Below are 25,189 nucleotides of genomic sequence, written 5' to 3'. Positions count from 1 at the left end.
GCTTAATGTTGTATTTATAATACAACTTATAGAAAAGGAGACAGGCAGATGAGCACGACTGAAAAAGCGGGCCATACGTTCTTAGCCAGCCTGGGAAAAACCCGTCTGCGTCCGGGGGGCGTTGAAGCAACAGAGTGGTTGTTCAGCCAGTCACAGCTGACGCCCGACAGCCAGGTGCTGGAAGTGGCCTGTAATATGGCCACCACGGCAATAGAGATAGCGCAACGCTTTGGTTGTACGGTCTACGCTATCGATATGGATAAAACCGCGCTGTCAAATGCCAGAAATAATGTGGCAGCAAATGGACTGGAAAATCACATTCATGTGATGGCGGCGAATGCCAGTACCCTACCTTTTGCGGATAACAGCTTCGATGTGGTGATTAACGAGGCCATGCTGACAATGTATGCCGATAAAGCGAAGGCGAAATTAATTGCCGAATATTATCGCGTGTTGAAACCCGGCGGTCGTCTGTTAACCCACGACATTATGTTCACCACACAAAAACTGGATGCGAGCGAGCAGGGCAAGCTTGTGGAGGTGGTGAAATCAAACGTGAGTCCGATGACCAGACAAGGCTGGCGTGAGTTATTTCTCAACTGCGGTTTTGAACAGGTCATGCAGCATAATGGCGCTATGTCGCTGATGTCGCCACGAGGATTAATTCGTGATGAGGGGGTTACAGGGGCGATTAAAATTATGTTTAACGGTTTACGCACTTACGAAAATCGCCGTCGATTCCTGAAAATGTTTCGCTTCTTCCGTTCGCAACGCCATCAGCTAAACTACATTGCCTGCTGCTCTGTTAAGGGAAAATAAAAACAGGATGGGGCACTATTTATAAAATCAGTCAGCACATCTACGCGCTGACTGATTTGTTTAGGTTAATTATTACTGGTCGTACTTTGCTTATGAAACAGTTCGCGAAATACCGGGTAAATATCATCCTGGTCGCGGATATGCTGCATCGCAAAATTATCAAAGGTAGATTGCAGATGCTCATACTCACGCCACAGGGTCTGGTGTGCGCGCCGGGTGATTTCAATATAGCTATAATATCGCACCACCGGCAGCAGTTTTTTCGCCAGAATCTCATGACACAACGGTGAATCATCTGCCCAGTTATCGCCATCCGATGCCTGAGCGGCATAGATGTTCCATTGCGCCGGGTCGTAGCGCTCTTTTACCACTTCATCCATTAGCTTCAGCGCGCTGGAGACAATGGTTCCCCCGGTTTCCTGAGAGTAGAAGAACTCGTGCTCATCCACCTCTTTCGCCTGGGTATGGTGACGAATATAAACCACTTCCACGTTTTTGTAGGTCCGGCTCAGGAACAGATACAGCAGGATATAAAAACGCTTAGCCATATCTTTGGTCGACTGATCCATTGAGCCGGAAACGTCCATCAGACAGAACATCACCGCCTGGCTGGAAGGATCGGGTCGTTTTTCATAATTCTTGTAGCGCAAATCAAAAGTATCTATAAACGGTACGCGTTCGATTTTTGCCCGTAATTCAGCAATTTCTTTGCGTAATCGCTCTTCTTCCAGCAACTGCGCAGGTTCACTTTTGGCGATGGTTTCCAGATCGGCCTCAAGCGCATGCAGTTCACGACGTTTACCCGCCGTCATTGCTGTGCGACGCGCCAGTGAGTTTTGCAAGGAGCGCACCACGCTGATGTTGGCTGGCACACCGTTGGAGGTAAATCCTGCACGGTGCGTTTTAAACTCCGTTAGCTGACGCTGCTGATTCTGCTTCAGGTTAGGCAGCGCTAAATCTTCGAACAGCAGATCAAGATATTCATCTTTAGATATCTGAAAGACGAACTCATCCTGACCCTCTCCATCCTGACTGGCCTGGCCTTGTCCGCTTCCTGAACCGCCGCCGCCCCCCTGCGGACGTTCGATACGGTCATTCTGGACAAAATGATCGTTACCCGGATGGACGCGATGACGCAGGCCACCGCGCCCCTGATGAAACATCGGTTCGCTAATATCATCGGTCGGAATAGAGACAGATTCGCCGCTATCTACATCGGTCACCGAACGCTTGTTAATGGCCTCGGAGATCGACTGTTTAATTTGCGATTTATAACGGCGCAAGAAGCGTTGGCGGTTTACCGTGCTCTTGTTCTTGCCGTTAAGACGCCGGTCAATAAACCAGGTCATATGCCCCCCGTACTGCCAACTGTTCGCCATGTCTGTAAGTGCCGGATGGCGCTGGCGCTATCCGGTCTACGGAACATTATTTTGCAAGCCCGGTAAGCGCATGCGCCACCGGGCACTTATGTTAAGACGATTTACGTACGCGCAAATACCATTCGCACAGTAAACGCACCTGTTTACGCGTATAGCCTTTTTCCATCATACGGTCGACAAAATCGTCGTGCTTTTTCTGCTCGTCAGTCGAGGTTTTAGCGTTAAACGAAATGACCGGCAGCAACTCTTCGGTATTCGAGAACATTTTCTTCTCAATAACCGTGCGCAGTTTTTCGTAACTGGTCCAGTTTGGATTACGACCGCTGTTGTTTGCTCTGGCGCGCAGAACAAAGTTGACGATCTCATTACGGAAATCTTTCGGGTTACTGATACCCGCCGGTTTCTCAATTTTCTCCAGTTCTGAGTTCAGCGACTCACGGTCAAACAGCTGACCGGTATCCGGGTCGCGATACTCCTGATCCTGAATCCAGAAATCCGCATAGGTGACATAACGGTCGAAAATGTTCTGTCCGTATTCAGAGTAGGACTCGAGGTAAGCCGTCTGGATCTCTTTGCCAATAAACTCGGCGTATTTCGGGATCAAATAGCCTTTCAGGAACTCGAGATAACGTTCGGCCTGCTCCTGCGGGAATTGCTCGCGTTCGATTTGCTGCTCAAGCACATAGAACAGATGCACGGGGTTGGCCGCGACTTCGGCATGGTCAAAGTTGAACACGCGGGAGAGGATCTTGAATGCGAAACGTGTGGACAGACCGTTCATCCCCTCATCAACTCCGGCGTAATCCCGGTACTCCTGATACGATTTTGCTTTAGGATCGGTATCTTTCAAGCTTTCGCCGTCATAAACGCGCATCTTCGAATATATACTCGAGTTTTCAGGTTCTTTCAGACGTGAAAGAATAGTGAAGCGAGAGAGCGTTTCCAGTGTGCCCGGTGCGCAAGGCGCATGGGTCAACTCACTGTGGTTAAGCAGTTTTTCGTAGATCTTGATCTCTTCAGATATACGTAAGCAATACGGAACCTTCACGATGTATACACGGTCGAGGAAGGCTTCGTTATTTTTGTTGTTGCGGAACGTCACCCATTCAGATTCGTTCGAGTGGGCGAGAATAATTCCGTTAAACGGCAGGGCAGAGATACCTTCTGTCCCGTTGTAGTTTCCTTCCTGGGTTGCAGTCAGCAGAGGATGCAGCACTTTAATCGGTGCTTTAAACATCTCTACAAATTCCATAATCCCCTGGTTGGAGCGGCACAGCGCACCTGAGTAGCCATAGGCGTCAGGATCGTTCTGTGCATGGTGTTCGAGTTTACGAATATCCACTTTCCCGACCAGAGCGGAAATGTCCTGGTTGTTTTCATCACCAGGCTCCGTTTTAGCGATGGCGATTTGCTCCAGAATAGACGGCCAGACTTTGACGACGCGGAATTTAGTAATGTCCCCGCCGAAATCATGCAAACGCTTCGCAGCCCACGGCGACATGATTGTGCCGAGATAGCGACGCGGAACCCCATACTCTTTTTCCAGGATCTGTGCATCTTCCTGCGGATTAAACAGGCATAACGGATGATCGTTAACCGGGCTACGTTCACCATTGGCGCTGAGGACATAAATGGGCACTCTTTGCATCAGCGATTTCAGTCGCTCTGCAAGCGATGATTTTCCCCCTCCCACCGGCCCCAGCAGATAGAGGATCTGCTTCTTCTCTTCCAGCCCCTGAGCCGCATGTTTCAGATAAGAAACAATCTGTTCAATCGCGTCTTCCATGCCGTAAAACTCTTCAAAAGCGGGATAACGTGCAATCACCCGATTCGAAAAGAGTCGAGAAAGTCGAGGTTCGTGGGCAGTGTCAACCATGACAGGCTCACCAATAGCCATTAATAGCCGCTCTGCCGCGTTGGCATAAGCACTGCGATCTTGCCGACAAGTGGTAAGAAACTCCTGCAGCGTGAACTCTTCGTCCTTGGCAGCTTCATAACGCTGGCGATAGTGATCGAATATATTCATGGTATGCCGTCCTTTCGTTTTTTAGCACATGTTAAGAGCCGTTCATATGAATAGTAGAGGCCCCTGAAGAGGTAAACTGAACGACGTCGCTGCTGAAGAAATAAGCAACTCTCATGCCATTTCGATGGTCAGGAGATCAACGTATTCGGTGATACACCTTCTAAATTTAAGCGTAGATGGCATTTGCAAAATTTGCCTGTACGCGCAAATGAATTTCAATGGCATATCAATAACTCATCAGCAAAAAAAGCACATGTTATGTAAAGAAATGGGGCTGAATTCATGTGCTGTTCACCGCACTGCAAACAAAATGCCATCACTCATTGAGAAATTAGGGGGTTACATTGGGCAGGTAATACGTAAAATAGTTGGGCTGAAGCGTATTGGCGGTTACACTTTCGTCGCTAAACATTTGAATAAGGAATTATGGATTGTGACCAAACTCAAACTTCTGGCACTTGGCGTGCTTATTGCCACGTCCGCGAGCGTCGCGCAAGCAGAAAGCAACCTGACGCTGGGCGCAGGCGTTGGTGTGGTTGAACACCCTTACAAAAACTACGATAGTGACGTTTACCCGGTCCCTGTTGTGACCTATGAAAGCGACAACTTCTGGTTCCGTGGTCTGGGCGGCGGTTACTACCTGTGGAATGACAATGCAGATAAATTATCTGTGATGGCGTACTGGTCGCCACTGTACTTCAAGCCTGGCGACAGCGACGATAGCCGTCTGCGCAATCTCGATAAGCGTAAGAGCACCATGATGGCCGGGCTTTCTTACGTGCATAACACACAATATGGTTTCCTGCGTACCAGCCTCGCGGGAGACGCACTGGATAACAGTAATGGTATCGTATGGGATCTGGCATGGCTGTACCGTTATACCAACGGGGGCCTGACGCTGACACCGGGGATTGGTGTTGAGTGGAACAGTGAAAACCAGAACCAGTACTACTATGGTGTATCGCACCACGAATCGTCCCGCAGTGGTTTACGCAGCTACGATCCTGAAAGCAGCTGGAACCCGTACCTTGAACTCAGCGCCAACTATAATTTCTTAGGCGACTGGAGCGTGTACGGTACTGCGCGTTACACCCGTTTGTCTGATGAAGTGACAGACAGCCCGATGGTAGACAAATCCTGGACGGCTCTGATCTCAACGGGTATCACCTATAAGTTCTGATGCATTTCCAATGCTGAACATGAGCCCGTGTTATGGACTGAACCCATTATGCGGGCTTTTTTGCCTGACGGGAATGAATGTTGATCTTAAGCATGAGAATTCACGATTTTTGCTGATTCTGCCTTATGCGATGCTGCAACGAATAATTAACGTGTTTTACCTGGTGTAGTTACCAAAAAGGAACGGATGATTTAATTAATCAGATATCGATTTGCTTACAGAATAAGAAATACAGGTATCCCATCACCAATCATCGTTAGCGGCTAACAAAAGTCACTACGGCAATATACTGAAAATGCACTGTTTTGTTATGACTCCTGGACCTCAATCAACCTTGCAAGGCGTATTGCAAATATCTGACAACTATTTTCATCGTCTAATTTAACCATGAAAGCCATCTTTCATGTGAAAAGTAAAAAACAAAACGGTTAATTTTTATTTTGCATTCTTTAGGTAATTATCTGAAAAAATTTAAATTGACATTAAATATTCTATTGCAGATATTACTCAAACTTAAAAAGTAGTGAGAGTAATTCTTCCTTGCAGAAATATCATCTGCGATGAAGGTTTTTGAGTATAAACCTGGTATAGATAATGAAAAAGTTAATCATGATAGTTGTGATGGGCGGGGTTCTGGCGGGTTGTTCTACCGAGGCTTCTCGCATGAATGACTGTGAGAACAAGGGCGTCAGTCGGGACGCATGCTACGTTGCTGAGCAGAATCGTCAGGCTACAATCAATGCTGCAGCGGAAAAACAGGCTATGGAAAATGCACAAAGCCTGTACAGCACAAATGACGCTAATTCCAGCCATCATCATAGTCATAATAAATATTAAGGTTTTCCTCATGAAAAAATTAATTATTATCGCTGCGCTGGTGGCATCAACTATTGCACCTGCTCATGCTATTAGCGAGGCTTACCGCCGTCAGTTACAGCATGATCATAAAACCATGGTTAGTGAAGTGAATGCTCCGGTTAACGGCAGTACGGTAAAACCCATACATGTGAAGAAACTGGGGGTTGATTTTAAACGTGGTGCCGATGGCATTGCCTACATAAATGGTAGCCCGGCAGCAAATGATGAAAATAATGCAGAGGCGCAAACCTATAGTGCAGGCTTGATTTCGGTTATTGTATATAAGAACGGAAAAATAAATGCCATGAAAGAAGGTAAATATTTAGGCCGTTTAAAATAATCTCTGCACAGCTAAAACGTTATCTGTCTAAGTCCGGGAATAAATACTGTGCCCGGGCTTTTTATTGCATCTGATTAACGACGAACCCTCCAAACGAGGATGGTGCAATTTGTGCACCATCACAGGACACATCACCCGTGTTTTGCTTTACTGTGGTGCATGTACTCAGGGGGGAACTATGACAGTAAAACAGGTGATGTTTACGGAGCAGGTTTCACTTCCTGCTATAGGGCAGGGAACATGGGGCATGGGGGAGAATCCCTGCCGTCGTCGTGATGAAGTCTCGGCGTTGCAGGCTGGCCTGGATCTGGGACTGCGTCTGATTGATACGGCTGAAATGTATGCTGATGGTGCAGCGGAAGAGATTGTTGGCGAAGCATTAGCGGGACAGCGCGATGGTGCATTTTTGGTTTCAAAAGTTTATCCGTGGAATGCCGGAGGCCAGAAAGCGATTGCTGCCTGTGAAGGCAGTCTGCGCCGGCTGAAAACCGACTATCTGGATCTCTATTTGCTGCACTGGACGGGGGACTTTACTTATGAAGAAACCGTCAGCGCCATGGAAAAACTCATCGCTCAGGGGAAAATTCGTCGGTGGGGTGTTTCGAATCTCGATTATGACGAGATGCAGGCGCTATGGCAGGTTGCAGGTGGACAACAATGCGCCACTAACCAGGTGCTATATCATTTAGCGTCGCGCGGCATTGAATATGACTTGCTGCCATGGTGTCAGCAACAGCAGATGCCGGTTATGGCCTATAGCCCGTTGGCACAGGCAGGACGGCTGCGCCGTGGTCTGCTCACTCATTCGGTGATTAGCGATATTGCACGTGCACACGATGCCAGTACCGCCCAGATCTTGCTGGCGTGGGTTATTCGTCAACCGGGCGTGATCGCGATTCCAAAAGCGGCAAGCGTAGCGCATGTCGAACAAAATGCCGCCGCGCTGAATATCACGCTCTCGGTTGATGAACTGAAGTTGTTAAATGAGGCATATCCGGCGCCAAAAGGTAAAACGGCGCTGGATATGGCCTGATTTGCCTGATGGCGCTGCGCTTATCAGGCCTACGGCTACGAGCGGTTTGTAGGCCGGATAAGGCGTTAGCCGCATCCGGCATGATGCGCAGAGTTGTCTTAGCGTTTAGCCACACGAATAGTCTGCGCGAGGCGAGATGGTTTTTCTTCGGTGGTTTTCTGCGGAGCGGTCGCGTAAGCCGTTTCTACACAAACAAACGTTTTGTAACCGTCATCCGGCATGTCGCCCATACTGACGGACAGCGCCGGGCCCGGGTTCCAGCCGACAACGTTCAGATGGTGGTGGTGCACGACATCGATATTGCGATTCAACGCATCATCATGAATCACGCTGCACGCTTCCGGATTCAGATAGACACGATCGGTACGATCCGGGAAGGTCTGGATACCATCGGCCAGCACATCTTCTTTGGCATCGTTCACTTTATCGATCAGACGGTCGCCAAGACCACTGACTTTCACTGCGGCAATATCACCCACGTTGAAGTAGGTATGCAGTGCGGAGGTGGTTTCAAACTCACCGTGGGCTTCCAGCTCGATTTCACAGGTAGCACCGACTTTAAAGCGGGCAAGCAGGGTAAAGTCGTGCGGCCATAGCTGACGCGTTTCAGCGTTGCTTTGCAGCTCAAACGTCAGAACCACGCCGTTGTCATCTTCGTTGTGTGCCTTCAGCGTCCAGGGCAGGTTACGGGCAAAACCATGCGAAGGCAGGCCCTGCTGGGCAGCTGGACCAAACCAAGGCCAGCAAATTGGTACTCCGCCCCGCAGCGCTACGCCGGTTTTAAACGGGGTATTGTTGCTTAACCACAGGACTTCCTCTTCACCGTTTGGTTTCCAGGAAAGAAGATGTGCGCCCTGCAGCGCGAAAGAAGCTTTAACCTGTGGGTGATCGACAACAAGAACCTCAAGTTCATCAAGCTGACGGCGGGAGAGGACAGGGGTAAGCTGTTCAATGACCGGGAGAGCGAAAATTTTGTTAATCATGATGCAATCCTTGGTATGTAAATATTTTGGTCATAAAAAAAGGCGACCGAAGTCGCCTTTTTGGATCAGATACTCATCTCAACTTATTTGGAGATGTGAGCAATCAGGTCCAGAACTTTGTTGGAGTAGCCGGTTTCGTTGTCGTACCAGGAAACCAGTTTCACGAAGTTGTCGTTCAGTGCGATACCTGCTTTAGCATCGAACACGGAAGTGCAAACTTCACCGTTGAAATCGGTAGATACGACGTCGTCTTCGGTGTAACCCAGAACGCCTTTCATCGGGCCTTCGGAAGCAGCTTTGATTGCTTTCTTAATTTCTTCATAAGAAGCAGCTTTTTCCAGACGAACGGTCAGGTCAACAACGGATACGTTCGGGGTCGGAACGCGGAACGCCATACCAGTCAGTTTGCCATTCAGTTCTGGCAGTACTTTACCTACAGCTTTAGCAGCACCGGTAGAGGACGGGATGATGTTCTGGGATGCACCGCGGCCGCCGCGCCAGTCTTTGTGAGACGGGCCATCAACGGTTTTCTGAGTAGCGGTGGTCGCGTGAACAGTCGTCATCAGACCTTCGATGATGCCGAAGTTGTCGTTGATAACTTTAGCCAGCGGAGCCAGGCAGTTAGTGGTGCAGGAAGCGTTAGAAACGATGTCCTGACCTTCGTATTTGTCAAAGTTAGCGCCTTTAACAAACATCGGCGTGTTGTCTTTGGAAGGACCAGTCAGAACAACTTTTTTCGCGCCAGCAGTGATGTGCTTACGAGCGGTTTCATCTGTCAGGAACAGGCCAGTAGCTTCAGCTACTACGTCAACACCAACTTCGTCCCATTTCAGGTTAGCCGGATCACGTTCAGCGGTAACACGGATTTTTTTACCGTTTACGATCAGATGACCGTCTTTCACTTCAACGGTACCGTTGAAACGGCCGTGAGTGGAGTCATATTTCAGCATGTAAGCCATGTAGTCAGCGTCTAACAGGTCGTTGATTGCAACGATCTCGATGTCAGAACGTTCTTGAGCAGCACGGAAAACAATGCGACCGATACGGCCAAAACCGTTGATACCTACTTTGATAGTCATATATTCCACCAGCTATTTGTTAGTGAATAAAAGGTTGCCTGTAAAATTACAAAAACCTTACGCAGCGTCAAGCGGAATCGTGTCAATCATTGCGACAAATCAAACTGCTGCTTAAGCTTTGCGCAACTGACTCGCCTCACTCTTCCTTTGGGCTTGAAACCACATGGGGGCGGCGGCCCGAATTTTAAAGGGCAATCAAGATAAAAACGTGATATCGATCACGATTACTGGGCTGCCATTTCGCACGGATCAAGTTTAGAACAAAAGTTCGCACTACGGTGTTAATGTTTTGTTAGAATCTGTCTCGCGATGTGAGTTTAGATAAAGCGAGATGTGAGCAAATGGCTAAGCAACCTTCCCCAGAAGAACTGAAAAAAAATTTGTCCGAAATGCAGTTTTACGTGACACAAAATCATGGGACAGAACCGCCATTTACCGGGCGTTTGCTGCACAATAAGCGTGATGGCATCTACCATTGTCTGATCTGCGATAATCCCTTGTTTCGTTCAGAGACAAAATACGATTCTGGCTGCGGCTGGCCCAGCTTTTACGAGCCGGTGAGCGAAGAGGCTATCCGTTACATAAAAGATACGTCTCACGGCATGCAGCGCATTGAAATCCGCTGTGGAAACTGTGATGCGCATCTGGGACATGTCTTTCCGGATGGGCCTCAGCCCACAGGCGAGCGTTACTGCGTTAATTCAGCGTCATTGAACTTTACAGACGGCGAAAACGGTGAGCAAACGAAAGGCTGAAGAAACGATTCAGCTAATTATTCTACGGAGAGTGGATTTAACATGAATCTTGATGAGATGATCAACAGCATGACGCCGGAAGTTTATCAGCGCTTATCGACTGCCGTTGAACTGGGAAAATGGCCGGATGGCGTCGCGCTGACCGCAGAACAAAAAGAGAACAGTTTGCAACTGGTGATGTTATGGCAGGCACGTAACAACACGAATGCACAACACATGACTATTGATACCAACGGTGAGATGGTGATGAAGAGTAAGCAGCAACTAAAAGTGGAGTTTGGCATTACGCCCGAACCGATTGCGACGTTTAAATCCTGATTAACCTGGCCCGGCAAACATTGGTGTCGGGCCCGCAGTTGCTGTTATTTCTTGTTCATCATCGCTTTAAGGTCGGCAAACGGATTGTATTTCGCCTCGCCAACGTCTTTCTGCGCATCTTCCCCCGCCACTACGGTAGAACCATACTGATCCACCTCAGTGTATTTCGAATGCTCATGATCGTGGCAGTACAGGCACAACATCTCCCAGTTGCTACCATCTTCCGGGTTATTGGAATGGTCGTGATCAATATGGTGTACGGTTAATTCGCGCAGATTTGAGTACACAAACTCGCGGGAACAACGTCCACAGACCCAGGGAAAGAGCTTAAGCGCCTTTTCCCGATAACCGACTTCCAGACGGGCGTAATTTTTAGGGATGAAAGCCATACCAGCTCATGCCTCCAGTAGAAGATGAAAAGCTGCGCCAGAGAATGGCGCAGCGCAATGGGCTAATCATAACCTATTGTGGCAAGCGTTGGGATCAGTGTTTGATACCTAACGAATCGGCCAACTGCTTCGCCAACTGGTTTTTATCATCCGCACCATACTCCCAGAACATAGCGCCTCCCAGCCCCTTGCTCTTGATGTAGTCAGCCTTAATCGCTACCGAGCGCGGGTTTTCATAGGAGAGGGCAAAGAGTGCTTTTCCATCTGCAGACTGCACCGATAGCCACGGCACTTTTGCTTCATCATCCCAGTGCTGGCTAAAGCGCTTCTGCGGATCGTTGATCAACTTCGCCACAATATCGTTGTACTTCACATAGGTATCTTTGCTCAGATCGACGCCCAATGATTTGAACAATTCAATTTGCGCAGGCTCGAAATAGGGCTGAGTGGCTGGATTTTTCTGCGCGTCAGGTTTGCTCCAGTCAATGCCAGGTTCAACGGCGCGCTTCGGAACGCGTCCATAAAAACCGATGCCCAGGTTCATCTGACTCGCTTTTAGCCCAGCGGCGAGATAGTTGTTGACGACAAAATCGGCGCTGTACTTATCCGCCGCGGCGACCGTTGGCCATTGCGTCGAACCGTACAGATTCGAGTTGAAATACTGAGTACCGTAGGCCATGTCATAGGTCATCAGATTGATGTAATCGAGCGATGGCGCAATGGCTCTCACATCCACCCAACTTTTCGGACTTTCCGCATTTGCACCCACGGCGATGGTTAGCAGTTTTTTATGACCCAACGCGGCACGCAGTTCCGTTAACAGCGCGGTGAAGTTCGCGCGGTCGGCTGGTTGGCTTTCAACCAGTCCCCATGCGCCGTTGACCGGATATTCCCAGTCGAGGTCGATGCCATCCAGGCCATATTTCGCAATTATCTCCTGAGCAGACTGAATAAACACCGCGCGCGATTCTTTCGTTGCTGCAGCGCCGGAGAATCCGCGTGCGCCCCAGCCGCCGACGGAAAGCAGAACTTTGAGGTTCGGATTCTGTTTACGTAGCTGTGGAATTTTCAGCAAATCATCCTGTACTTTCTGTGAAAGCCAAATTTGATGGAGCTTGCTGACATCTTTTAAGGCGTCATTGGCCTCGTCTTTTTCATTGTTATAGACAAGGCCAAATGAGTAGTTGAGATGGGTTATCTGACGAACATCCAGTTTATTGATATCGCCGCCAGAACCGGCAGTGACGTCGCCACCGCCATTGAAGTAGCCAACAGACATCAGCGCACTGGCGGAAACAACGCTCGCGCAGAGCAGGGGTAATGCTGCCAACAAAGGCAAAAGTTTCATCGGTGTTCCTCTTTGACATTTAAACAAGCAGACACGCCACGGAAATGGCGTGGCGAAAAAACAGCACTTGCAGGTTAACAGTTTCATAACAGGAAAAATGCGAAGGGGTTCACGCCATGCTGGCGAAGCGGCAAAGCAGTTTGGGTCGGTGTTATCGGTTGGGGCATACACCACCAAATGGGGATGCGAGTCCCTTTTTTGGCCTACAGATTTGCATGAATGCGCGAATCTGTAGGCCGGATGAGGCGTTTTAAAGTTAGCGCTGGGTTTCCAGCCAGTCATCAAGTGTATACAGCGTTGCGCCTGCCGCTGCCATGTCCATAAAGGCGTTTGCACTGTCCTGGGGTTGAATATTGACGCCACGGCAGCCGTCGGTAATAACGCTGACGGTATAACCCAAATCGAGCGCATCCAGAACGGTAAATTTGACGCAATAATCAGTTGCCAGCCCCATGATGAGGAGGTCGGTAACATGATGTTGCTGAAGCCACGCATTCAGCGTAGTAGCCTGACGGCGACCGTTATCAAAAAACGCACTGTAACTGTCGACCAGCGGATTTTCGCCCTTGGTAAAGGTTTGAGTTATCGCTCGCTGGTTCAGCAGAGGATGCAGGGCGGCCCCATCACTGTGTTGTACGCAATGATCGGGCCAGAAGGTTTGCGCCAGGCCATCGAGGTGTCCCTGGCTGTAGGTCGCGACCTGATGCTGGCTGGCAAAGCTGCCGTGATGAGCCGGGTGCCAGTCCATGCTGGCAACGACCGTGTCACCGCGTACGGCGCACCAGTCAATCAGACGGTTGGCAATATCGATTGTGCTGTCGCCTTGCGGAACGGCAAGCGCGCCACCGGCACAAAAGTCATTTTGTAAATCGACCAACAGTAAGGCTCGGGCCATGGGCATAAACTCCTTTATTCGTCCGGGGTGAGTTCGCCGCGCAGATTTTGCGTCATTGCTTCACGAATGGTCTGCGTATCCAGTCCCTGACTCAGTAAATAGTGCAATTTGGTGAGCGTGGCTTCGACCGTCATATCCGCGCCGCCAATCACGCCAGCATGCGCCAGGGCATTCCCTGTCGCATAGCCACCCATGTTGACCTTGCCAGACATGCACTGGGTCAGGTTCACCACCACGATGCCACGCGAGCTCGCATCTTTAAGTTCTTGCAGAAACTCTTTATTTTGCGGCGCATTACCCACGCCGTAGGAACGCAAAATTAGCGCTTTTACCGGCTGGCGCAGGAAGTTACGCACCACGTCAGCGGAGATGCCGGGGTAAATGGTGACCACGCCGATAGGTTGCGGGGTAATGGGGTGAACAATCAGAGCGCCGGCGCCATGTGGCGCTGGCGGTGTCCCCAGGCGACGAATGTGGATCCCCGCTTCCAGCAGCGGCGCAAGGTTTGGTGAGGCAAAGGCGTCAAAACCATCGGCGTGCGCTTTAGTGGTACGATTGCCGCGAAACAGTCGATTGTTGAAAAACAGCGTCACTTCATTAATCGGGTAATTTGCCGCCACGTACAGCGCATTGAGCAGGTTGATTTGCCCGTCTGAGCGTAACTCGGCTAGCGGTATTTGTGACCCTGTCACAATTACGGGTTTGCCCAGATTTTCCAGCATAAAAGAGAGCGCCGAAGCCGTAAATGCCATGGTGTCGGTGCCGTGCAGAATAACAAAACCATCGTAATCGTCGTAGTGCGCTTTAATGTCTTCCGCAATATGCTGCCAGTCTTCCGGCGTCATATCGGAGGAATCCATCAGCGGGGCGTATTCATGGATGGTGAAGTCTGGCATCTCCGGACGGTGGAATTCAGGCATCAATGCCAGCTGGCGCTGCAGGTGACCGGAAACGGGAATATAACCCTGTTCTGAGCGCTGCATACCAATGGTACCGCCGGTATAGGCAACGTAAATTGATTTTTTCTGCATGACTTTTCTTCTGTCTCAAAGAAAACCCCTCTTCATCCCGAAGAGGGGTCAATAGTTAGCGAACGTTGGCGCAGGTCAGGCAAAACGCATAGCGGTTTTGCGGATCGTTGAATGCGGCCAGCTTATCGCTTTCGGCTTTTACTGCACTGGCCGCAGAGGCCAGCGGTGGTGGGAGCATGGCCTGAATGGCTTCTGGCAGCATGGCGCGAACGGAGCCTGACATGCTGTCCATGACCATATCTACGAAGGTGGGTTCGTCCTGATAATACTCAATGTGCCATTGTTTCAGTTTTGCCAGTTCTGCAGCTTTCGCGACGGCATCATCGAAATCACCGAGGCTGTCTACCAGACCGTTGGCCTTCGCATCCTGCCCGGTCCAGACGTGGCCCTGCGCGATTTTGTCAATCTGCTCCGGTGTCGTCTTACGTGCATCCGCAACCAGCGTGATAAAGCGCTTGTAGCCGTTCTCAATGCTCAGTTGCATCATCTGCTGCACTTCCGGCGGTAACGCTTTGGTGATCGAGATATCCGCCAGTGGGGAGGTTGCTACGCCGTCAGTATGTACGCCGATAGAGTCCAGGCTGTTTTCAACGGTATTGATCACACCAAAGATGCCGATTGAACCGGTCAACGTGCTGGGGTTTGCCACAATGTAGCTGGCAGGCGTAGAGATCCAGTAACCCCCGGACGCCGCCATGCCGCCCATGGAGACAACAACCGGTTTACCCGCCGCTTTTGCCGCAGCCAGCTCAGAACGGATCACTTCCGAGGCGCTGACGCTGCCGCCTGGGCTATTCACGCGCAGGACAATGGCTTTCACTTTCGGATCAAGACGCGCTTCGCGGATTTGTGCGGCAGTGGTGTCGCCGCCCACATTCCCAGGGGTTTCTTCACCGTCCATAATCGCGCCATTGGCGAAGATAACGCCAATGCTGTCGCCGGTGTCAGCCGGGGTTTTCAGCGTGTAATCGTAGTAGCTGACAGAGCGGTAGTTTTTATCCGCTTTGCTCCAGCCAAACTGTTTGGTCAGCATTTTTTCAACTTCAGCGCTGGAGGCGAGTGCATCCACCAGTTTGTTGTCGAGGGCATATTTCGCGGTATCACCATCGACTTTCGTCAAACCGTCCAGCATGGCCTGCGCGCCTGGGAACACCTGTTGCGCAGGAATTTGGCGGTTGGCGGCGACCGTGTCGAGATAGTTCTGCCACAGTTCGCCGATCCAGCGGCTGTCGGCTTCACGCGCGGCAGGAGACATATCATCGCGGATAAATGGCTCTACGGCAGACTTATAGGTACCGACGCGGAACACGTGCGTGGAAACTTTCAGCTTGTCGAGCAGGGATTTGTAGTACAGGCCGTTGGTGGCAAAGCCGTGCAGATCAACGGAACCTTGCGGAGAGAGGTAAATTTTGTTGGCAAAACTGGCGAGATAATACTGCCCCTGGCTGAAGTTATCGCCCACGGCAAAGACCGGTTTACCGCTGTCGCGGAACTCGCGTAGCGCTTTGCCGATATACTGCATGGACGGCTGATCGGCTCCGGCAAAGTTTTTCAGATCCATCACGATGCCCGTGATGTTGCGGTCATCTTTCGCCTGGCGAATGGTATTCACGATATCAAACAGGGAGTTTTCCTGCAGACGATCGGAACTGGCGCCAAACAGCTGACGACCAATCACGCTTAAGCGACTGGTGCTCGAGGGCTTATCAACAATCACGCCTGAGATATCCAGCAGCAGTGCGCCTCGCTCAGCATGTTCACTGGTGTTGCTGCTACTGACCTGCATCCAGATGCCCACGCCAACCAGTACCAAAAAGATGAAGAACAGGTTAAGCACAAATTCACGGACAAAATTGAGTAATCGCCATGTCCATTTAAAAAATCCGGCAATAAATCGCCACAGGGTTCGCATGTATTCTCCCTACCGATTAACAACACGCCACCCGAAATTCCGGAGAAAGGCGTTAAGATGAGGCTATCGTAATGACCCGACAGGCACTTGTCAGCAGGAATCGCCGCCTGTGCTGTAACAAAATCCGCTCACGTGTTAATTTTGTGAACAAATTTCATTGTTGGAGTTAAGCAAATGGATGCACTCGAATTACTTATCACCCGTCGCAGCGCCTCTCGTCTTGTCGAGCCGGCCCCGGCCGGAGAGCAACTGCAAAATATTCTGCGCGCCGGTATGCGTGCGCCAGACCACAAATCGCTACAACCGTGGCAATTTTTTGTGATTGAAGGTGAAGGGCGCGAACGTTTTAGCGCCGTACTTGAGAAAGGCGCGATTGCCGCAGGTAGCGATGAAAAAGCTCAGGAAAAAGCGCGCAGCGCACCGTTTCGCGCGCCGTTGATTATTACCGTGGTGGCGAAATGTGAAGAAAGCGACAAGGTCCCGATGTGGGAACAAGAAATGTCTGCCGGTTGTGCCGTAATGGCCATGCAGATGGCGGCAGTTGCTCAGGGCTTTGGCGGTATCTGGCGCAGCGGCGCATTAACCGAAAGTACGGTCGTACGCGACGCGTTTGACTGTCGCCCACAGGATAAAATCGTCGGATTTCTCTATCTGGGCACACCGCAGCTCAAAGCCTCCACGACGATTAACCTTGCCGATCCGAGCGCATTCGTCCGTTATTTCTGATAACAACGGCAAAACTGTCTGGATTATGAGCAAAGAGACCCGAATTCAGACAGTCACTCTTACCACATCATGGAATGAGCGCTACCATATCCGCATTGCAATGACAGGAGATGTCCATGAGCGAGCAAGCTATTCGTTTAACGCAATACAGCCACGGAGCCGGTTGCGGTTGTAAAATTTCCCCCAAAGTACTGGAAACCATCCTGCACAGTGAGCAGGCGAAGTTTGTTGATCCGAACTTACTGGTGGGTAATGAAACCCGCGATGACGCGGCGGTATACGATCTGGGGAACGGCACCAGCGTAATCAGCACCACCGATTTCTTTATGCCGATTGTCGATAATCCGTTTGATTTTGGGCGTATTGCCGCCACTAACGCCATCAGCGATATTTTCGCCATGGGCGGCAAACCGATTATGGCAATTGCTATTCTTGGCTGGCCGCTTGATAAGCTGGCGCCGGAAATCGCCCGCGAAGTCACCGAAGGTGGGCGCTTTGCCTGTCGTCAGGCGGGTATCGCGCTGGCGGGTGGTCACTCTATTGATGCCCCTGAGCCTATCTTTGGTCTTGCGGTAACCGGCGTCGTGCCGACCGAACGTGTGAAGAAAAACAGTACCGCCGAGGCGGGATGCAAACTGTTCCTGACCAAGCCGCTGGGGATTGGCGTTCTGACGACAGCAGAGAAAAAATCGCTGCTGAAGGACGAACACAAAGGACTGGCGACGGAAGTGATGTGCCAGATGAACATTGCCGGCGCGGCATTCGCCGATATCGACGGCGTGAAAGCCATGACCGACGTTACCGGTTTTGGTCTGCTGGGGCATCTGAGTGAGATGTGTCAGGGTGCCGGCATTCAGGCGCAGATCGTCTACCAGGATATTCCTAAGCTTCCCGGTGTTGAAGAGTACATTGCACAGGGCGCAGTGCCGGGTGGCACCCAGCGTAACTTTGCCAGCTACGGACACCTGATGGGTGAAATGCCGCAGTCGGTACGCGATCTGCTCTGCGATCCGCAAACCTCCGGCGGTCTGCTGCTGGCGGTAACGCCGGAAGCTGAGGCTGAAGTGAAAGCGGCTGCGGCGCAGTTTGGCATCGAGCTCACCGCGATTGGTGAGTTAGTGGAAGCTCGTGGCGGTCGCGCCATGGTTGAGATCCGTTAACTCGATGCGGTTGTTTATTGCCGAAAAACCGAGTCTGGCGCGCGCTATTGCCGATGTGCTGCCGAAGCCGCATCGCAAAGGTGACGGCTTTATTGAATGCGGAAACGGACAAGTGGTGACCTGGTGTATTGGTCACTTGCTTGAGCAGGCGCAGCCAGACGCCTACGACAGTCGTTATGCTCGCTGGAGTCTGGTCGATCTGCCGATTGTCCCGGAAAAGTGGCAACTGCAGCCGCGTCCCTCGGTGACCAAACAGCTCAACGTCATTAAGCGCTTTTTGCATGAGGCCAGTGAAGTCATTCACGCCGGTGACCCCGATCGTGAGGGGCAACTGCTGGTGGATGAAGTGCTGGATTACCTGCAACTGGCGCCTGAAAAGCGTCAGCAGGTGCAACGTTGCCTGATTAACGACCTCAACCCGCAGGCCGTGGAGCGGGCTATTGAGCGTCTGCGCGCCAACAGTGAATTTATTCCGCTGTGCGTCTCGGCGCTGGCGCGGGCGCGTGCCGACTGGCTGTACGGCATCAATATGACGCGCGCTTACACCATTCTTGGGCGTAATGCGGGCTATCAGGGCGTACTTTCGGTCGGGCGTGTACAGACGCCAGTGCTCGGCCTGGTGGTGCGTCGCGATGAAGAGATTGAAAACTTTGTCGCCAAAGACTTCTTTGAGGTAAAGGCGCATATCGTGACGCCAACTGATGAGCGTTTTACCGCTATCTGGCAGCCGAGCGAAGCGTGTGAGCCGTACCAGGATGAAGAAGGGCGCTTGCTGAATCGTACGCTGGCTGAACACGTGGTAAACCGCATTAACGGTCAGCCGGCGATAGTCACCAGCTATAACGATAAACGGGAATCAGAATCCGCGCCGCTGCCGTTTTCGCTATCGGCGTTGCAGATTGAAGCGGCGAAACGCTTTGGCTTAAGCGCACAAAACGTTCTGGATATCTGCCAGAAGCTGTATGAAACCCACAAATTGATTACCTATCCGCGTTCGGATAGCCGTTATCTCCCGGAAGAACACTTTGCCGGACGTCACGCGGTGTTGAACGCGATTAGCGTCCATGCGCCGGATCTGCTCCCGCAACCGGCGGTCAATCCCGATACGCGAAACCGCTGTTGGGACGATAAAAAAGTGGATGCGCACCATGCCATCATTCCTACCGCGCGCAGTTCATCCATCAACCTGAATGATAACGAAGCGAAAATCTACAACCTGATTGCCCGTCAGTATCTGATGCAATTTTGCGCGGATGCGATATTCAGGAAGTGCGTTATTGAGCTGGACATCGCCAAAGGCAAGTTTGTCGCCAAAGCGCGTTTTCTGGCGGAAGCCGGATGGCGCACGCTGCTTGGCAACAAAGAGCGTGACGAAGATAACGACGGGACGCCGTTGCCGGTGGTGGCAAAAGATGACGAGCTGCTGTGCGAAAAAGGCGAAGTGGTTGAACGTCAGACCCAACCGCCACGACACTTTACCGATGCCACGCTGCTGTCAGCAATGACCGGGATTGCGCGTTTTGTGCAAGATAAAGATCTGAAAAAGATCCTGCGCGCAACGGATGGCCTGGGAACGGAAGCGACGCGCGCCGGGATTATCGAGCTGCTGTTTAAACGCGGATTTCTGGTGAAAAAAGGGCGTTATATCCATTCCACCGATGCCGGAAAAGCGCTGTTTCACTCACTGCCTGAAATGGCGACGCGTCCGGATATGACCGCGCACTGGGAATCTATCCTGACCCAAATCAGTGAAAAGCAGTGTCGTTATCAGGATTTCATGCAGCCGCTGGTGGGAACGCTATATCAGCTTATCGATCAGGCGCGCAGCACGCCGGTACGACGCTTCCGTGGCATTGCCGCTCCGGGCGGTAGTAGTGGTGAGAAGAAAAAGGGCGCGCCGCGTAAACGTACGGCGAAAAAAAGCCCGCCATCCGAAGAGGCAGGCGTGTAGTTTGTAGGCCTGATAAGCGTAGCGCCATCAGGCTTTGCCGGATAAGGCACGTGTGCCGCATCCGGCGTACGGGATGAATTAAATTACACCCTGGCCCAGCATCGCGTCGGCAACTTTCACAAAGCCCGCGATGTTGGCGCCGCGCACATAGTTGGTTTGTTTGCTTTCACCGCCGTACTCGACGCAGGCATGGTGAATATCCAGCATGATGTGGTGCAGACGCGCATCCACTTTCTCCGCTTTCCAGCCCAGACGCGCGGCATTCTGCGCCATTTCCAGACCTGATGTGGCGACACCACCCGCGTTAGCGGCTTTGCCTGGCGCAAAAAGTACGCCCGCTTCGAGGAACAGGTCGGTGGCTTCGATGGTCGTTGGCATGTTCGCGCCTTCAGCCACGGCCTTGACGCCGTTGGCGATAAGCATTTGCGCGGCTTCCACATCGAGTTCGTTCTGCGTGGCACACGGCAGGGCGATATCAACCGGAACAGACCAGGGTTGTTTACCTTCCAGATAAGTCAGACCAAACTCACGGGCGTAATCCGCCACGCGACCGTCGCGGCTGTCTTTAATCGCGCACAGACGCGCCAGTTTTTCTTTGGTAAATCCACTTTCATCAACCACGGTACCGCTGGAATCGGAGGCGGTAACCACCCGCGCACCAAACTCCATTGCCTTCTCAATCGCGAATTGTGCAACGTTACCGGAGCCAGAAACCGCTACGCGCATGCCCTCAAAGCCCAGACCATGGCGTTTGAGCATCGCTTCGGTGAAATACACCAGACCGTAGCCGGTTGCTTCCGGGCGAATCAGGCTGCCACCGAAAGAAAGGCCTTTTCCGGTGAAGACGCAGGCGCTGTTATTGGAGAGTTTTTTCATCATCCCGGCCATAAAGCCGACCTCACGACCGCCCACGCCGATATCACCCGCAGGAACGTCGGTATCGGGCCCTAAATGGCGGAACAGTTCCGTCATCAGCGCCTGACAAAAACGCATGATTTCGCCTTCGCTTTTCCCTTTCGGATCAAAGTCGCTGCCGCCTTTACCACCGCCCATAGGCAGCGTGGTGAGTGCGTTTTTAAAGGTCTGCTCGAAGCCGAGGAACTTCAGGATCGACAGGTTCACGGAAGGGTGGAAACGCATGCCGCCTTTGTACGGGCCAATCGCGGAGCTGAACTGTACGCGCCACGCACGGTTAACCTGTACCTGATTGCGATCGTCGAGCCAGACCACGCGGAACTGGATCACGCGCTCGGGTTCAACCAGACGCTCCAGCAAGGACATTTGACGATAGCGCGGGTTTTGCTCAAGAAACGGCCACAGTGTCGTCATTACCTCACGAACGGCTTGCGCGAACTCGGTCTGATTCGGGTCGCGCTTTTGTACATGGTTGAGAAACGACTCCAGAGAACATGTCTGATCCATAGATATAAGAACCTCTTATGTATTGATATGGTTATATTTTTGATATTTGTGTTAAGTGTTTTGCAGTTTTTGACTATACCATCAGCAGTGTGACGAGACGCAAGAAAAAATTAATCCCGCTAAGTAAATTAATATCGCGGCGTTGCTCATAACCAAAAACGATGATGGAGGAACTAAAGTTTCTGCCGGTTTATACCGTTATACTGAGCATAGATGTCAGTTAAAAAGGAAAGAATATGCGCCGTTTAATCATGGCAGGTGCGTTGGTGATGTTATCCAACGGGGTACTGGCAAATCAGCTTTATCGTCCGGATGTGCAAGTGAATGTGCCGCCGGAAGTGTTCAGCTCCAGCGGTCAGCGGGCGCAACCCTGTAGTCAGTGCTGCATTTATCAGGATCAAAACTATTCAGAAGGAGCGGTGGTGAAAGCCGATGGCGTGCTGCTACAGTGCCAGCGCGATGAGAAAACGATCAGCACAAATCCGCTGGTCTGGCGTCGCGTAAAAGAATAAACGCTTCCAGTAGTGGGATATCGGCAGGCGCCAGCGGATAACGCAGCGCCTCTTCGGGTGAGCACCAGACCAAATCCTGATGCTCATGGGCGTAAAGACAGCGCTGATAAGCCGGCACGTGCCAGGCATGCAGATGTATTAATCGGCCTGACACTTCACGTTGATGACTGGCGATATAATTCCCAACGATAGCCTCGATACCCAATTCCTCACGTAATTCACGGACCAGCGCCTGTGGTTGGTTCTCTCCAGGTTCAACCTTACCACCAGCAAATTCCCACATGCCTGATTGATCCGCATGCTGCGGACGTTGAGCCAGCAAAATTTTGCCATCACGTTCAATAATAGCGGCGACCACGTCGAGGGTTTTCATTATATTCATCAAGATCTAACGACAGAAAATGACATACTATCGTTATCTTTGTTTTATCTAAAGTATTCAGGAGCAACCGTTGAACGATCCTCAGTCGTGGGTAAAACCGTTAACGCGTATCCCTTCCAGTTTAAAACCGCTTGTTGCTACGCAGAAAAAGCATTATGGCGATGTGCTGCATCCCACGCGCTGGTGGGGTCGGATGCCATTTCTGTTCTGGCTGGTAGCGCTGTTTGTTGGCTTCCTGGAGCGTAAAAGGGCGCGTTTAACGCCGGTGATGCGTGCTTTGTTGATGACCCGCGTTTCTCAGGTGTGCCATTGCGCCTTTTGCGTGGATGCCAATAGCTTACGTCTGGCTGAACGCTGTGGCGCACTGGATAAAGTATTGCAGGTTGCCGCCTGGCAAGAATCGACGCTGTTCAGTGAGGAAGAACGTGTGGCACTGGCTTATGCGGATGCCGTTACCGCCACGCCGCCTCGGGTTGATGAGGCATTAAAGGCGCAAATGAAGCTGCATTTTACCGAGGACGCCATTACTGAAATGACCGCGTTGATTGCGTTTCAAAATCTCTCGGCGCGTTTTAATGCCGCTCTCGATATTCCTTCCCAGGGGTTGTGCGACAGCTTTAAAGGACGCCCGCATGCTTGATCGTCATCTTCATCCGCGCTTAAAACCGCTTTTGCATCGCTGCGTGGGCATTATTGATAAGCCTGCGATTACCCCGGACGGGCTTACGCTGGTCGGTTTTGCCATTGGCGTGTTGGCCTTGCCATTTCTGGCGTTAGGCTGGTATCTGGCGGCGCTGGCGGCCATTGTGATTAATCGACTGTTTGATGGACTGGACGGTGCGCTGGCGCGGCGCAGGGGGCTTACTGATGCCGGCGGGTTTCTCGATATCTCGCTCGACTTTCTTTTTTACGCCTTAGTACCGTTTGGTTTTATTCTGGCCGCACCGGAGCTGAATGCGCTGGCCGGGAGCTGGCTGTTGTTTGCCTTTATCGGAACGGGGAGCAGTTTTCTCGCCTTTGCCGCGCTGGCGGCGAAACATCAAATTGATAACCCGGGCTACGCGCATAAATCGTTTTATTATCTGGGGGGGCTGACCGAAGGTACCGAGACGATTTTGTTGTTTGTGTTGGGGTGTCTGTTTCCGGAATATTTTGCCGTGATGGCGTGGGTCTTTGGCGCGCTGTGCTGGATGACGACATTTAACCGGATCTGGAGCGGATACCTGACACTGAAAGCGGTTCAGCGTCAGGCGTAGCGTATTGCGTTGCCGGATTGCGCTTATCCGGCAATAATGACAGCCTTACTTACTGGATTCTGGACCCCGTTCACCGCTGGCGACCGGGTTTTTTGGATTGCTGCTCCACTCATACCAGCCGCCGTCGTAGACGGAGACGTTTTCCCAGCCCATTGCGCGGGCGTACATAAAGGTTTCTGAGGCGCGCCAGCCGGTACCGCAATAGAAAGAGACCTGCTGATTCGGCAGAATGTTCCATTGCTTCCACATGGCGGCGATGTCATCCGCGCTGCGCATCGTGCCATCCGGATTATGGAAATCTTCCATGTGGGTGGAGTCACTTCCTGCATGGCCCCAACGAGCGCCAGCGATTTCACCTTTTGGCTTAATGTAGCTATAGCCGCTGGTGGTACCGACAAATTCCGGCCATGAACGAATGCTCACTAAAGACGCATCCTGGCGATGCAGCAGGCCGCGAGCCTGTTCCATATCCAGCATCAGTTGCGGCTGGGCAGGAATGGTCACGCCGAAATCAGGTTCTGGTTTCACCGATGGCGCAGTGCCGCGTTCAACCGGTAAACCTGCGTCGGACCAGGTTTGCCAGCCACCGTCGAGCAGGCGAACATCTTTTACGCCTGCATACAACATAATTTGCGCCACGCGCGCGGCGGCATAGACATCGCGGCCATATAAAATCACCGTGGTGTCATGGCGGATGCCATGTTTCGCCAGCATCGCTTTGAGCTGCGCATCGGACACTTTGTTCCACAGCGGTTCGCTTTCCACTTCGTTGGTATCAATGTAGCCCGCACCTGGGATGTGGCTCAGCAGATACAACTTCGGCGCGCCCCAGGCGGCCTCAATCACTTTCCAGTCACCCGCCGGCTTAGCGGTTACGTTTTTACCCTGCTGCAGGTCGTGTAGCCACTGCGGGTACACCAGCTGTTCGAAGTGCGGCAGACTTTGCAGGCGGGCAGGGTTCTGTAGCGCATCGCTAAGGGTCGAAATATGGTTAAAACCCACTTTTTGCAGGCGGGCTTTGACGGCTTTCACATCGCTGTCGTTGCCATACAGTGCCACTGGCGCATCGGTTTTTAACTGATGTGCCTGAACCCAGGCGGTAAGTTGTTCATCGTTCATCTTGTCGAGCCAGGCGGCAGACAGATTTAGTGCGGAGGGCTCGTGCCCGGAAGGGCCATTGAGCGACTGAGGCCAGCCGTTATAAAAAGCGCTCTGACGGGTATCGATTGCCGCACCTTGCTTTTGCTGTAACTGGTCGAGGGTGAGCGTCTGTGCTGTTTCAGCAGCCCAGGAAGAAGCGCAAGCGAGCCCTAAAGCCAGTGCCAGCGCGGTCATTTGAGAAACACGTTTCATCGAATAGCCCGACGTTGAAAAAAAGAGGACGACATTTTGTGCCGCCAGTTAAGTAAAATCCTTGCGTTAACGCAGCATAACG

25 protein-coding genes are annotated in these 25,189 nt (G+C 51.6%); 13 read left to right on the top strand and 12 right to left on the bottom strand.

Annotated features, from left to right (window positions below; genetic code table 11):
• The first annotated feature begins 48 nt into the window (after positions 1-48).
• Positions 49-819 carry a class I SAM-dependent methyltransferase gene (locus tag I6L54_RS15300; protein WP_005120358.1) on the top strand — a complete coding sequence of 257 codons (771 nt, stop codon included), beginning with the start codon at positions 49-51 and terminating at the stop codon, positions 817-819.
• 65 nt (positions 820-884) lie between these two features.
• On the opposite strand, the gene I6L54_RS15295 is transcribed toward I6L54_RS15300, so the two are convergent.
• On the bottom strand, positions 885-2,168 hold the full coding sequence (locus tag I6L54_RS15295; protein WP_040233642.1) for a YeaH/YhbH family protein: 1,284 nt from the start codon (positions 2,166-2,168) through the stop codon (positions 885-887).
• Positions 2,169-2,289: 121 nt separating this feature from the next.
• Complete coding sequence (gene yeaG, locus I6L54_RS15290; protein WP_005120355.1) at positions 2,290-4,224, bottom strand: protein kinase YeaG; 1,935 nt, start codon at positions 4,222-4,224, stop codon at positions 2,290-2,292.
• Positions 4,225-4,657: 433 nt separating this feature from the next.
• On the opposite strand from yeaG, the gene I6L54_RS15285 reads away from it, so the two are divergent.
• The 4 genes from I6L54_RS15285 to I6L54_RS15270 all read left to right on the top strand — a co-directional run bounded on the left by I6L54_RS15285 (position 4,658) and on the right by I6L54_RS15270 (position 7,635).
• On the top strand, positions 4,658-5,404 hold the full coding sequence (locus I6L54_RS15285) for a MipA/OmpV family protein (protein WP_005120354.1): 747 nt from the start codon (positions 4,658-4,660) through the stop codon (positions 5,402-5,404).
• A gap of 594 nt (positions 5,405-5,998) precedes the next feature.
• Complete coding sequence (locus I6L54_RS15280; protein WP_040233644.1) at positions 5,999-6,241, top strand: hypothetical protein; 243 nt, start codon at positions 5,999-6,001, stop codon at positions 6,239-6,241.
• A 10-nt stretch (positions 6,242-6,251) separates the two neighbouring features.
• Positions 6,252-6,602 (top strand): hypothetical protein, encoded by a 351-nt coding sequence (locus I6L54_RS15275; protein ID WP_040233645.1) that lies wholly within the window; start codon positions 6,252-6,254, stop codon positions 6,600-6,602.
• 178 nt (positions 6,603-6,780) lie between these two features.
• Complete coding sequence (locus tag I6L54_RS15270; RefSeq protein WP_040233647.1) at positions 6,781-7,635, top strand: aldo/keto reductase; 855 nt, start codon at positions 6,781-6,783, stop codon at positions 7,633-7,635.
• A 98-nt stretch (positions 7,636-7,733) separates the two neighbouring features.
• Here the strand turns inward: I6L54_RS15270 and I6L54_RS15265 are convergent, their stop codons facing one another.
• Together I6L54_RS15265 and gapA are read right to left on the bottom strand one after the other, a co-directional pair.
• Entirely contained in the window at positions 7,734-8,618 is an 885-nt protein-coding gene (locus I6L54_RS15265; RefSeq protein ID WP_040233649.1) for a D-hexose-6-phosphate mutarotase, read from the bottom strand.
• A gap of 83 nt (positions 8,619-8,701) precedes the next feature.
• Entirely contained in the window at positions 8,702-9,697 is a 996-nt protein-coding gene (gene gapA, locus I6L54_RS15260) for a glyceraldehyde-3-phosphate dehydrogenase (protein WP_003030697.1), read from the bottom strand.
• Positions 9,698-10,038: 341 nt separating this feature from the next.
• Here gapA and msrB point away from each other — a divergent pair, with 341 nt between their 5' ends.
• Both msrB and I6L54_RS15250 read left to right on the top strand, forming a co-directional pair.
• Entirely contained in the window at positions 10,039-10,452 is a 414-nt protein-coding gene (gene msrB / locus I6L54_RS15255) for a peptide-methionine (R)-S-oxide reductase MsrB (protein WP_040233651.1), read from the top strand.
• A 42-nt stretch (positions 10,453-10,494) separates the two neighbouring features.
• Complete coding sequence (locus I6L54_RS15250; RefSeq protein ID WP_005121124.1) at positions 10,495-10,770, top strand: YeaC family protein; 276 nt, start codon at positions 10,495-10,497, stop codon at positions 10,768-10,770.
• 44 nt (positions 10,771-10,814) lie between these two features.
• Here the strand turns inward: I6L54_RS15250 and yajD are convergent, their stop codons facing one another.
• From yajD to sppA, 5 genes are all read right to left on the bottom strand, one after another.
• Positions 10,815-11,159: an HNH nuclease YajD gene (gene yajD, locus I6L54_RS15245; protein WP_003030690.1), complete on the bottom strand. Its 345-nt coding sequence runs from the start codon at positions 11,157-11,159 to the stop codon at positions 10,815-10,817.
• Positions 11,160-11,253: 94 nt separating this feature from the next.
• Positions 11,254-12,507, bottom strand: a complete 1,254-nt coding sequence (gene chiD / locus I6L54_RS15240) for a chitinase ChiD (RefSeq protein WP_040233653.1) — start codon at positions 12,505-12,507, stop codon at positions 11,254-11,256.
• 256 nt (positions 12,508-12,763) lie between these two features.
• Positions 12,764-13,402, bottom strand: coding sequence for a bifunctional nicotinamidase/pyrazinamidase (pncA, locus tag I6L54_RS15235; protein WP_040233655.1), 639 nt, complete (start codon positions 13,400-13,402; stop codon positions 12,764-12,766).
• Positions 13,403-13,416: 14 nt separating this feature from the next.
• Complete coding sequence (ansA, locus tag I6L54_RS15230; RefSeq protein WP_005121120.1) at positions 13,417-14,433, bottom strand: asparaginase; 1,017 nt, start codon at positions 14,431-14,433, stop codon at positions 13,417-13,419.
• Positions 14,434-14,488: 55 nt separating this feature from the next.
• The gene (gene sppA / locus I6L54_RS15225; protein WP_040233657.1) at positions 14,489-16,345 is read right to left on the bottom strand and encodes a signal peptide peptidase SppA; all 1,857 of its coding nucleotides are present in this window, start codon (positions 16,343-16,345) and stop codon (positions 14,489-14,491) included.
• Between the two features lie 174 nt (positions 16,346-16,519).
• On the opposite strand from sppA, the gene I6L54_RS15220 reads away from it, so the two are divergent.
• The 3 genes from I6L54_RS15220 to I6L54_RS15210 all read left to right on the top strand — a co-directional run bounded on the left by I6L54_RS15220 (position 16,520) and on the right by I6L54_RS15210 (position 20,182).
• Complete coding sequence (locus tag I6L54_RS15220) at positions 16,520-17,071, top strand: NAD(P)H nitroreductase (protein ID WP_005121118.1); 552 nt, start codon at positions 16,520-16,522, stop codon at positions 17,069-17,071.
• Positions 17,072-17,187: 116 nt separating this feature from the next.
• Positions 17,188-18,231, top strand: coding sequence for a selenide, water dikinase SelD (gene selD / locus I6L54_RS15215; protein WP_005121117.1), 1,044 nt, complete (start codon positions 17,188-17,190; stop codon positions 18,229-18,231).
• Positions 18,232-18,235: 4 nt separating this feature from the next.
• A complete protein-coding gene (locus I6L54_RS15210; protein ID WP_040233658.1) occupies positions 18,236-20,182 on the top strand; it encodes a DNA topoisomerase III in 1,947 nt (648 codons plus the stop codon).
• Between the two features lie 78 nt (positions 20,183-20,260).
• Here I6L54_RS15210 and gdhA read toward each other — a convergent pair whose 3' ends face one another.
• Positions 20,261-21,604, bottom strand: a complete 1,344-nt coding sequence (gene gdhA / locus I6L54_RS15205) for an NADP-specific glutamate dehydrogenase (protein WP_040233659.1) — start codon at positions 21,602-21,604, stop codon at positions 20,261-20,263.
• 236 nt (positions 21,605-21,840) lie between these two features.
• Here gdhA and I6L54_RS15200 point away from each other — a divergent pair, with 236 nt between their 5' ends.
• Positions 21,841-22,116 (top strand): YnjH family protein, encoded by a 276-nt coding sequence (locus tag I6L54_RS15200; protein WP_005120823.1) that lies wholly within the window; start codon positions 21,841-21,843, stop codon positions 22,114-22,116.
• Here I6L54_RS15200 and I6L54_RS15195 read toward each other — a convergent pair.
• Positions 22,076-22,489, bottom strand: a complete 414-nt coding sequence (locus I6L54_RS15195; RefSeq protein ID WP_040233662.1) for a pyrimidine (deoxy)nucleoside triphosphate diphosphatase — start codon at positions 22,487-22,489, stop codon at positions 22,076-22,078. The two genes, I6L54_RS15200 and I6L54_RS15195, sit on opposite strands and share 41 nt — an antisense overlap.
• A gap of 79 nt (positions 22,490-22,568) precedes the next feature.
• Between I6L54_RS15195 and I6L54_RS15190 the strand changes: the two genes are divergently transcribed.
• Positions 22,569-23,138 carry a carboxymuconolactone decarboxylase family protein gene (locus I6L54_RS15190; protein WP_005120821.1) on the top strand — a complete coding sequence of 190 codons (570 nt, stop codon included), beginning with the start codon at positions 22,569-22,571 and terminating at the stop codon, positions 23,136-23,138.
• Positions 23,131-23,754, top strand: a complete 624-nt coding sequence (locus tag I6L54_RS15185; RefSeq protein WP_040233664.1) for a CDP-alcohol phosphatidyltransferase family protein — start codon at positions 23,131-23,133, stop codon at positions 23,752-23,754. Before I6L54_RS15190 ends, I6L54_RS15185 begins: the two co-directional genes overlap by 8 nt.
• A gap of 45 nt (positions 23,755-23,799) precedes the next feature.
• On the opposite strand, the gene I6L54_RS15180 is transcribed toward I6L54_RS15185, so the two are convergent.
• Entirely contained in the window at positions 23,800-25,107 is a 1,308-nt protein-coding gene (locus tag I6L54_RS15180) for a sulfurtransferase (protein ID WP_040233666.1), read from the bottom strand.
• Positions 25,108-25,189: the final 82 nt, after the last annotated feature.

The sequence above is a fragment of the Citrobacter pasteurii genome, assembly GCF_019047765.1.
Taxonomy (GTDB): Bacteria; Pseudomonadota; Gammaproteobacteria; order Enterobacterales; family Enterobacteriaceae; genus Citrobacter; species Citrobacter pasteurii.
This window is presented reverse-complemented; position numbering and strand designations above follow the sequence as displayed.